Annotated in this window: 11 protein-coding genes and 1 pseudogene; 1 reads left to right on the forward strand and 11 read right to left on the reverse strand. The window is 74.6% G+C overall.

What is annotated here, in order from left to right; all coding sequences use genetic code 11:
- From HGA02_RS20765 to HGA02_RS04635, 6 genes and pseudogenes are all read right to left on the reverse strand, one after another.
- Nucleotides 1-449 (reverse strand): annotated as a pseudogene (locus HGA02_RS20765) (ABC transporter ATP-binding protein); the annotation flags it as partial.
- A gap of 92 nt (nucleotides 450-541) precedes the next feature.
- Nucleotides 542-1,015: a heme-degrading domain-containing protein gene (locus HGA02_RS04615; RefSeq protein ID WP_162354238.1), complete on the reverse strand. Its 474-nt coding sequence runs from the start codon at nucleotides 1,013-1,015 to the stop codon at nucleotides 542-544.
- A gap of 155 nt (nucleotides 1,016-1,170) precedes the next feature.
- Nucleotides 1,171-2,193, reverse strand: a complete 1,023-nt coding sequence (locus tag HGA02_RS04620; RefSeq protein ID WP_168678015.1) for a tyrosine-type recombinase/integrase — start codon at nucleotides 2,191-2,193, stop codon at nucleotides 1,171-1,173.
- A 1,053-nt stretch (nucleotides 2,194-3,246) separates the two neighbouring features.
- Nucleotides 3,247-3,747: a GNAT family N-acetyltransferase gene (locus HGA02_RS04625; protein WP_168678016.1), complete on the reverse strand. Its 501-nt coding sequence runs from the start codon at nucleotides 3,745-3,747 to the stop codon at nucleotides 3,247-3,249.
- Between the two features lie 162 nt (nucleotides 3,748-3,909).
- Nucleotides 3,910-4,050, reverse strand: coding sequence for a hypothetical protein (locus HGA02_RS04630; RefSeq protein WP_168678017.1), 141 nt, complete (start codon nucleotides 4,048-4,050; stop codon nucleotides 3,910-3,912).
- 81 nt (nucleotides 4,051-4,131) lie between these two features.
- Complete coding sequence (locus tag HGA02_RS04635; RefSeq protein ID WP_168678018.1) at nucleotides 4,132-4,776, reverse strand: MBL fold metallo-hydrolase; 645 nt, start codon at nucleotides 4,774-4,776, stop codon at nucleotides 4,132-4,134.
- Between the two features lie 184 nt (nucleotides 4,777-4,960).
- On the opposite strand from HGA02_RS04635, the gene HGA02_RS04640 reads away from it, so the two are divergent.
- Nucleotides 4,961-5,728 carry a ParA family protein gene (locus tag HGA02_RS04640; RefSeq protein ID WP_124343436.1) on the forward strand — a complete coding sequence of 256 codons (768 nt, stop codon included), beginning with the start codon at nucleotides 4,961-4,963 and terminating at the stop codon, nucleotides 5,726-5,728.
- Nucleotides 5,729-5,834: 106 nt separating this feature from the next.
- Here HGA02_RS04640 and HGA02_RS04645 read toward each other — a convergent pair whose 3' ends face one another.
- The 5 genes from HGA02_RS04645 to HGA02_RS04665 form a co-directional block, all read right to left on the reverse strand.
- Entirely contained in the window at nucleotides 5,835-6,428 is a 594-nt protein-coding gene (locus tag HGA02_RS04645) for a MerR family transcriptional regulator (protein ID WP_168678019.1), read from the reverse strand.
- Between the two features lie 168 nt (nucleotides 6,429-6,596).
- On the reverse strand, nucleotides 6,597-7,091 hold the full coding sequence (locus tag HGA02_RS04650; RefSeq protein ID WP_168678022.1) for a bifunctional nuclease family protein: 495 nt from the start codon (nucleotides 7,089-7,091) through the stop codon (nucleotides 6,597-6,599).
- Between the two features lie 83 nt (nucleotides 7,092-7,174).
- A complete protein-coding gene (gene ftsR / locus HGA02_RS04655) occupies nucleotides 7,175-7,942 on the reverse strand; it encodes a transcriptional regulator FtsR (protein ID WP_168678020.1) in 768 nt (255 codons plus the stop codon).
- Between the two features lie 40 nt (nucleotides 7,943-7,982).
- Nucleotides 7,983-8,468 (reverse strand): FHA domain-containing protein, encoded by a 486-nt coding sequence (locus HGA02_RS04660; protein ID WP_124343432.1) that lies wholly within the window; start codon nucleotides 8,466-8,468, stop codon nucleotides 7,983-7,985.
- Nucleotides 8,469-8,583: 115 nt separating this feature from the next.
- On the reverse strand, nucleotides 8,584-9,364 hold a 781-nt coding region (locus HGA02_RS04665; protein ID WP_210728167.1), incomplete at its 5' end, for a DUF881 domain-containing protein.

The following is a 9,364-nucleotide window of genomic DNA, read 5'->3' on the forward strand; positions in this document are numbered from 1 at the left end:
ACCTCGGCGGGCGGACCCTCCGCGACGACGCGCCCGTCCCGCATCGCGACGAGGTGCGTCGCGTACCGCGCGGCCTGGTTGAGGTCGTGCAGGACCGCGACGAGCGTGCGCCCCTCCTCGTGCAGGCAGCGGTCGTCGGCGTCGAGCAGCACGAACCACAGCGCGGGCGGGCCCGCGCGCTCCGGCCCGACGAGCTGCAGGAGCAGGTCCAGGACGTCGTCGCGGTCGCGCAGCGGCCGGGTGGGCACGCGGGGCAGCCCGCCGTCGCCCGGGAGGGCGGGGTCGAGCAGCCACGGCACGTCGGACCAGTCGTCGGCGTGCACGCGTGAGTCCGTGTCGTGCGTCGGGGCGTCCGGCTCCGGGAGGCCGGTGCGCGGCTCGTGGTCGTCGCGCTCGTGGTCGGGCTCGCGCTCGGGCTCCCAGACGAGGTCGTGCGGGTCGTCAGTCATGGCCGTCAGCGTCGTCCGCGCGCCGACGTCCCACGGGGTCCGCGGCCGAGTCGGGGGAGCGGCGCCCCCGGACGCGGGCTGTGGACGGCTCGTCAGGCGAGGAACGCGCGCAGCGCCTCCACCACGAGTGCGTGGTCGTCCGCCTGCGGCAGCCCGGACACGGTGACGACGCCGACCGGCCCGACGCCGTGCACCCGCACCGGGAACGCACCGCCGTGCGCGGCGTACTGCTGGAGCGGCAGGTCGTGCTGCTCCGCGAACGTCGTCCCGCGCTCCTTCGCGCGCAGCCCCACGAGGTAGGACGACGCGCCGAACCGCTCGACCACGCGCACCTTGCGCTCCACCCAGGAGTCGTTGTCGGGCGTCGTACCCGTGCGCGCCGCGTGGAAGAGCTGCTGCGTGCCGCGACGGATGTCGATCGTCACCGCCAGGTCGCGCTCCTCGGCCAGCTCGACGAGCAGGCAGCCGAGCCGCCACGCCTCGTCGTTCGTGAACGACGAGAGCACGAGCTCGCGCTCCTGCTGCTCGACCTCGGCGATGGTGGCTCGGACGTCCTCGGTGGTCATGCCGCCATCGTCGCGCACGCCGGAGCGGTCCACGCGACGGCACGCGGACGGCCGACCTCGATCAGGACGGCACGGACCGCGACGGCACTGACCGCGACGGCACGGATCAGGACCGACGGGGACCGGGGGCCGACGGGGACCAGGGCCGGCAGGGATCAGGACGGCACGGCTGCCGTCGCCGCCTCGGCCGCGCCGACCTCGCGCAGCACGCGTCGCGACGGCGAGACGAGCACCGCGTCCCGGACGTCCGCCGCGGTGGCCTTCACGTAGATGCCGGTCGTCTTGAGGTCCTCGTGGCCCAGGAGCGCCTGCACGGCGGGGGCCGGCACGCCCGAGCGGATGAGCCCCTTCGCGAAGGTGTGCCGGAAGCCGTGCGCCGCCTCGCCCTCCTGCTTCGAGACGCCCGAGCGGCGGATCCAGCCGTCGACGAGGTGGTTGAGCGCGCCGCGCTGCAGCGGCCGGCCCGACGACAGGCGCAGCAGGGGAGCGCCGTGCTCGCGCTGGCCGAACCGGTCGTCCCGCTCGGCGACGTACTCCTGCACGACGCGCAGCGCTTCCGGGGGGACCGGGACGTTGCGCTGCCGGTTGCCCTTGCCGATGACGATGAGCACGGCCTCGCCGTCCTCCTCGACGCGCAACGACCGGTCCGTCAGGCCGCACAGCTCGGACGCGCGCACGCCGGTCGTCGACAGCAGCGCGAACGCCGCACGGTCCCGCGCCGGCCAGCGGCGGCTGTCGCCGGGGGAGACGTCCCACGCGACCTTCGCGAGCCGCAGGAGCTCCGCGTCGTCCCATCCCGCTGGCAGGCGCACCGGCCGCTCGGGGGCCTCGATGCGGAGCGTCGGGTCGACGGCGAGGTGCCCCTCCATCTGGAGCCACCGGACGAACAGACGGAGCGTGCCCACCCGGCGTTGCACGGTCGACGCGGCCTCACGCCCACGGATCGACCGGTAGGCGTTCTTGACGTTGAGCTCCGTGAGGTCGTCGGACGTGAGCAACGCGAGCGGGTCCTCGCCCTCGTCGCCCGTGAGCCGGCCGACGTCCTGCGCGATCTGACGCGCCCACGTCGCGACGTCCTGGCGGTAGCCCGCACGGGAGCCGTCGGTGAGACCGCGCCGCGTGAGCGTGGCGCGGTCGGTGAGGAACGGCTCGACGACGGAGGCGAGGGGCACGGCCATGTCCCGACCGTACGGGCCGAGATCACCGGTCGACGGGGGACGCGCCGGAGTTCTGCCAAAGTTCCGATCGGGGTCCGGAGCGTGCTGATCGAGCAGAGCGGAGAGCTCGGGCGTTCGCGATCGGGGTCCGGAGCGCGCTGGTCGGGCAGAGAGCAGAGGGCTCGGACGTTCGCGGGCGGGTCGGGCCGGCTTGGACTCTTCGGCAGCGAGGGCATGCCGGGACACCGCAGGAGCACGCGCGACGTCGGCGGCTGCCCCGAGAGCGTCGCCGCCGAACCCACAGAACTGCACGGGTCGCCAGAACTGCACGAGCCGCCGTCCGGGACGGCCCGAGAGCCGAGGTGGGCACGGGAGGGCGTCACGAAGCGGTGGAGCACGGGCCGTCGGGGTGACGACGCGGCGATCGGACGCGGCGAGGGGCACCTCCCTTGTTCTGCCAAAGTTCCGGCTATGGTCGAAAACCCGTCGAGAGGGGCGGGCGGGGCGGTGACCCGGTACGCCATCGTGCGTTGACGTACCGTCCCGCCGCCTGTGCGATCGTCCCGCGACGACGGTCCCGACGCGCCGCTCCGTCCCGTGTGGCACGAGGACATCCGGCTTGAGGGCCGCAATGGCCGCGACGCACGTTCGCCTCGACGTCGACGAGTGCCAGGACGCCCCAGGCGCCGGACTTGGCGTGCCGGACCGTGCCGAGCGACACCACGGATACCGACCGCGCGTGCCAGCACGACCAGGACGCCTCGGGTGACGCGACGCGCGTCGCTGGTCGCGTGCCGACGCCGACCGGGACCCGGCGTGCACACGGCCGTCAGGTCAGTCGCACGCCGTCTGCGGGTCACCGTCCGGACGGCGGCCGCGCAGACCGTCGTGCCATGCGCGGCGGTGGTCCGTCGCCCCCGACGACTCCCCGCAGCTCCGGCACCCACGCCGCGCAGCAACTATGGCAGAACGCGCCCGGCTGATTCGCTGTCGCTCTCCCGCCGACGTCGCCAGCCGTCGGTGTCTCGATCAGCCGAGGCCGGTCGTGGACGGCCGTGCACGGCGATGGTCCGGTCAGCGCAGCTGCGGCTCGTCGAGCTCGCGCACCCACCGCTCCTCCACGAGCGACGGGTCCCGAGGCAGCGGCTGCCGCTCCCCCGTCCGCGCGAACCCGGCGCGCACGTACAGGTCCCCCGCCGCGTTGTTGCCGTCGAGGATCCACAGCGAGAGCGTGCGCGCACCGTCGGCGACGGCGGCGGCGCGGACCGCGTCGAGCAGCGACCAGCCGATCCCCTGCCGACGCGTCTCCGGGGCGACCCACAGCGCGACGACGTGCCGGTCGTCCACGGGCGACCCGGGCTCCTGGATCATCGACACGAGCCCGCGGCCCACCTGCTGCTCGTCGACCGCGATCCACGTCGGGCCGGTCCGGACCCGCATGCGCCAGTGCGACTCGCGGAACGACTCCTCGCGCGCCAGGGACGAGCCGAACACCTCAGGGCTCTCCCGCAACGCCCGCAGACGCACGTCCCGCACGAGGGCCCAGTCGTCTTCGGTGGCGCGGTGGATCTGCACGCGACCAGCATGCCGCACGTCGGCGCACGCGCACGTCAGGGCGTCCCTGAGCGGAGTCGCGTCGTCCATCGGCCGGCCCACGGCGACGGGATGCGCGCACCCGACAGATGCGCCCCGACACAGATGCGCCCCGGCGGTCGCCGCGCTGGGGCGGTGGTGCCGTCAGGGCGCCGGGAGGGTGCCTCCGTGACCCTCGGGGTCCGGGACGGACCGTGCGACGTCGGCGATCTCCTCCTCCGGGCGCGGCGGGACGGTCTCGTCGAACTCGAGCTCGGGCACGTCGTGCCCCACGGGCTGCGTCACGCTGCCTCCTTCGTGGTCCCGGCTGGCCGGGTCGAGGTGGACGCCCACCGTACGGCGGGCGGGGGTGGTCCTGGAAGGCCGTCAGACGTCGAGCGACTCGCCGTTCGCGAGGTCGACGGGGTCGCCCGCGCCGCCGAGGCGCCCCAGCAGCGTGCGGGACAGCCCGCGACCGGCTTCGCTGAGCTGCGCGTCGTGGATGACCGCGATCCGGGCGGGTCGCACGGCACGCACCCAGTCGACGACCTCCGCGATCTTGAGCCACGGTGCGGCGAGCGGCGTGAGCAGCACGTCGACGCCGTGGCCCGCGGGGTCGACGAGCGCGTCACCGGGGTGCAGCACCCCGTCCACGAGGTACGCGACGTTGGCGACGCGCGGCACGTCGGGGTGGATGAGGGCGTGCCACTCCCCCAGCACGGCGACGTCGAACGGTCCGACGGTGACGGTGTCACCGTCCTGGACGGCGTGGAGCCGGTCCTGCGGAGCGCCCGCACCGACGATCGCGTCGAGCGCCGCCTGCGGCCCCCACACCTCGAGTCCCTGCCCGACCGCCTCGGCCACGCGCGGCACGTCCAGGTGGTCGACGTGCTCGTGGGTCACGAGGACGGCCGGCGCGCCCGAGAGCGCCGCGTCGAGGTCGGAGAAGCTGCCGGGGTCGATGACGAGGCTCGCCCCGTCGCGCTCCAGCCGCACGCACGAGTGTCCCCATCGGGTCAGTCGGGTCGTCATGGCCCCAGTCTGCCTGCGGCGCGCCGTCGCCGCAGGTCAGCGCGTCCTCGTCCGCCAGGGACGCCGTGAGCGCGGTCCGGCGGCGACACGGGCGGCCGCCGGCCGCGAGCGACGGCGACGATCACCCTGTCGACGGGGGCCGCCGGTTTCCTCGGAGGCCCGCCGTGCCCGTACCGTGGGCGCCGTGCTGGTGCTCGGGGTGTGCAGTCTCAAGGGTGGCGTGGGCAAGACGTCGGTGACGCTCGGCCTCGCGTCCGCGGCGCTCGAGCGCGGCGTGCGCACGCTCGTCATCGACCTCGACCCGCAGGGCGACGCGACCATGGCGCTCGGTGCACGCGCGGCCGGGACCGGCGACGTCGCGGGCGTGCTGAGCGAGCCCGGCGCCGAGTCGGTCGCCGCCGCGACCGTCCTGAGCACGTGGGCCGACGACGGCCTCGACGTGCTCGCCGGTTCCGAGCGCTCCGCGGTCCACGACCGCCTCGACGAGAGCGACGTCGACCGCCTCCGCTTCGCGCTGTCCTGGGTCTCGGGCTACGACCTGGTGCTGATCGACTGCCCGCCGTCGCTCGGCGCGCTCACGCGCACGGGCCTGACGGCGTGCGACCGTGCGGTCGTCGTGACCGAGCCGGGCCTGTTCGCCGTGATGGCGGTGGGGCGTGCGATGCGCACGATCGACGAGCTGCGCCGCGGCCCGGCCGCGCAGCTGCAGCCGCTCGGCATCGTCGTGAACCGCGTGCGGGCGCGCTCGGTCGAGCAGGCCTTCCGCATGGAGGAGCTGCGCACGCTGTACGGGCCGCTGGTCCTGTCGCCGTTCGTGCCCGAGCGCGCGGCGCTCCAGCAGGCGCAGGGTGCCGCCCAGCCCGTGCACGCGTGGCCCGGAGCCGCGGCCGCGGAGCTCGCGACGACGTTCGAGACCTTGCTCGACCGCGCGATGCGCGCGCCGCGCCGCTGACCGGCCGCACGCGCGTCTGCAACCCTCACCCGTCTCCGGCCCTCACCCGTCTCCGAGCACGACGACGCCCCCCACGCTCGCGTGGAGGGCGTCGTCGGGTCGTGCGTCAGCCTGCGGAGCGCGCCTGCCGGCGCAGCGCGAGCTCGTCGTGAGGCGCAGGCGCGGCGTCGTCTGCCGCCTCGTCCTCCGCGCGCTCGGTCGGCAGCTCGGCGAGCGAACCCTCGACCTCGCGCCAGACGCGCCCGACGGCGATCCCGAAGACGCCCTGACCGCCCTGGACGAGGTCGATGACCTCGTCGGCCGACGTGCACTCGTACACCGAGGCACCGTCGGACATGAGCGTGATCTGCGCGAGGTCGTCGACGCCGCGCTCGCGCAGGTGGCCGACCGCGGTGCGGATCTGCTGGAGCGAGACGCCCGTGTCGAGCAGTCGCTTGACGACCTTGAGCACGAGGATGTCGCGGAAGCTGTAGAGGCGCTGCGTGCCGGAGCCGGTCGCGGGGCGGATCGACGGCTCGACCAGCCCGGTGCGGGCCCAGTAGTCGAGCTGCCGGTAGGTGATGCCGGCGGCGCGGCAGGCGGTCGGCCCGCGGTACCCGGAGTAGGTGTCGAGGTCGGGCAGGTCGTCGTCGAACAGCAGGCCCTGCGCGCGCTGCGGCACCGCGGTGGGGTGCTGCTCGGCGCTGTCGTTGCTGCTCACGGGTCCTCCACTTTCGCCCGCCCGACGGCGCGCTGGTCCTCGACTGCCTGCAACGCTAGGCCTGCGGTCACCCCGATGCAACGACGCCCTGCCCTGGCGTGTCGCGCCCGGCGAGTCTCACCTTCCACCTGAGGTCGAAGGTTCACCCGTTCGCGCACGTCGAGGGCCCTAACGGCCACTCTCGCCGGGCTCCTCCCCCGTCGAGAAGTCGTCCGGCGTCACCACGTCGAGGAACCTCCGGAATCGCTCGAGGTCCTGCTCGGTGCTCGTGGTCCGCACCTCGACACCCGCGACCGCCACGACCTCGGCCGCGCACATCACCGGGCAGCCGAACCGCAGCGCGAGCGCGATCGCGTCCGAGGCGCGCGAGTCGACGCGCGGTCCGGTCGTGAGCACGAGCTCGGCGTGGAAGACGCCCTCCTCGAGCCGGGTGATCTCGACGTGCGCGACGCTCGAGCCCGCCGCGACGATGACGTCCCGCAGCAGGTCGTGCGTCATCGGGCGGGGCGGCACGATCCCGGCCTGCGCCGACGCGATCGCGCTGGCCTCGGTCGGTCCGATGAGGATCGGGACCAGCAGCTCGGACTCGGGGTCGAGCAGCAGCACGACGATCTCGTCGTCAGCCAGGTGCTGACGCACCCCGACGACCTCCACCTGCACCATCCCGCCGTCCTCGCCCACGCGTCCAACGTACGACGTCGGCGGCGGATCGGCGCGTCCCGTCGTGCAGACGGCCGGGCACGCGCTCAGGGGGTCAGGTCGGCGACCGCGGCCCGCACGAGCGCGGTGTGCATCTGGGTGCAGAGCTCACCGACCTCGGCGGCGACCGTGCCCGCGCGCGCCGCCGCGGAGGCGCCACGACGACCCCGCCAGGGGGCGACGACCTGCTCCACGAGGTCCGCCTGACGGTCGGCCGCGGTCCGGAACTGCCGCAGGTGGCGGGCGTCGATGCCGTGCTCCGCCAGCGCGGCGGCTGCGACGACGACGTCACGCGCCCACGGGTCGAACGACGAGCGTCCACGCGGCCGCAGGACACCGGCCTGGACGAGCTCCTCGACGAAGGCGACCTCGACGTTCGCCTCGGTGGCGAGCGCGTCGACCGTCCAGCGCACCTCGCCCGACTGGACGACGCCGTCGCGCGTCGCGAGGCGTGCCCGCGGTGCGGTCTCCTCCTCCTCGCCCGCGTCGAGCGCGGCCAGCCGCTCGCCGATCACCTTGAGCGGCATGTACTTGTCGCGCTGCTGCCGCAGGACGAAGCGGAGCCGCTCGATGTCGGCCGGCGAGTACTGCCGGTAGCCCGCGGGTGTGCGGACCGGCTCGACGAGCCCCTGCTCCTCGAGGAAGCGCAGCTTGGACGTCGTGACGGCCGGGAACTCGATGCGCAGCGCGGCCAGGACGTCGGAGATCCGCATCGACGCGCGTCGGGAGATCCCCCGCGGCCACGGCTCGGTCGCCCCCGGGCGCGCGACGGCCCGGTCGTCCTGCTGCGTGCGCTGCGCCTGCGCGCCGCTCATGCGTCCCTCCCCCACGGACCCGTGCTGACCAGGACGGCGCTCACCCGCGAGCGACCTCGCGGTGCGGGCTGGGGTGGAACGTCATGCGGTACTTGCCGATCTGGACCTCGTCGCCCGAGCGCAGCACGGCCTGGTCGATGCGCGTCCGGTTGACGTAGGTGCCGTTGAGCGAGCCGATGTCCCGCACGACGAACTGCTGACCGTCGCGCACGAACTCGGCGTGCTTGCGGGACACCGTCACGTCGTCGAGGAAGATGTCGGCCTCGGTCGAGCGGCCGGCGACCGTGCGGTCGGCGTCGAGGAGGAACCGCGCACCTGCGCTGGGCCCCCGCTGCATGACGAGGAGCGCCGACGTCGGCGGGAGCGCGTTCACCGCGGCGACCTCGTCGGGCGTCAGCCCGACCGGCGCGGCGGCCTCGATCTCGACGGGCTCGAGCGCACCGAACGACATCGTCGTGTCCGGACCGTACGCGGGCCGACCCGTCTGCGGTCCAGGGACCCCAGGGGCCTGCTCGTCGCCGCTCATTCCGCCTCCCGCGCGCCCTGCTCGTCCGATCACCCGGCACCGTCCTCGGTGGGGTCAGGCACACCCTATGCGGAGCCGGCGCGTCGTCGCAGCACGGATCGCCTGGACGCGCGGGTCAGCCCGCTGCCGGGGGCACCGGAGTCGCGTGCACGGGGTCCGGCACGACGCGGATCGCGCTGACCTCGACGAGGTCCTGCTGCTCGACCGACGCGTTCCCGCCGTTGTTGCGCACCTCGGCGAACGCGCCGCCCGGCATCTGCAGCGCGGTCGCGATGGTGTCCGGGTCGCCGATGACCTTCCACACGTACGGCGGCGTCAGCGTCGTGCCGTCGAGCTGGATCGCGCCGGCCGTCCCGGTGAACGCGCTGCTCGCGGTGATCCGCAGGTCGTTGAGCTGCATCGCCTCGGCGCCCGCGTTGCGCAGCTCCTCGAGCATGTTGAGCATCGTCACCGACTTCACCTGCGCGCCGCTGTCGCTGACGGTGACGACCACGCCGCGGCCCTCCGCGGGCAGACGACCCGCGAGGATGCCCTGCGTCTCGGCGCTCCGGCGCAGCGCGTCGAGCGCGGCCTGCCGGGTGTCGGACCCGGAGAGCAGCTCGTCGCGCTCGTCGAGGAGGTCGGCACGCTCGCGCTCGAGGGAGTCACCCCGCGTCGTCGCCTCGTCGAGGATCCGGACCAGGTCCGCCTGACGCATGCCCGACAGGCTCAGGTCGCTCGTCTGCCGGATCTGCACGGCGAGCGCGAACCCGAGCAGCGCGCACAGCACACCCGCGAGGACCTGCGCGCGGTTGACCCGCGGCTTCAGTGCGCGGCCGAGGACCGACCACCCGTTGCCCGGCGTGGCCGCCACCGGGGCGGACGGTGGCGGGGACGCGGCGGCCGTGGGCGCGGGC

This window comes from Cellulomonas septica, assembly GCF_012396155.1.
Lineage (GTDB): Bacteria > Actinomycetota > Actinomycetes > Actinomycetales > Cellulomonadaceae > Cellulomonas > Cellulomonas septica.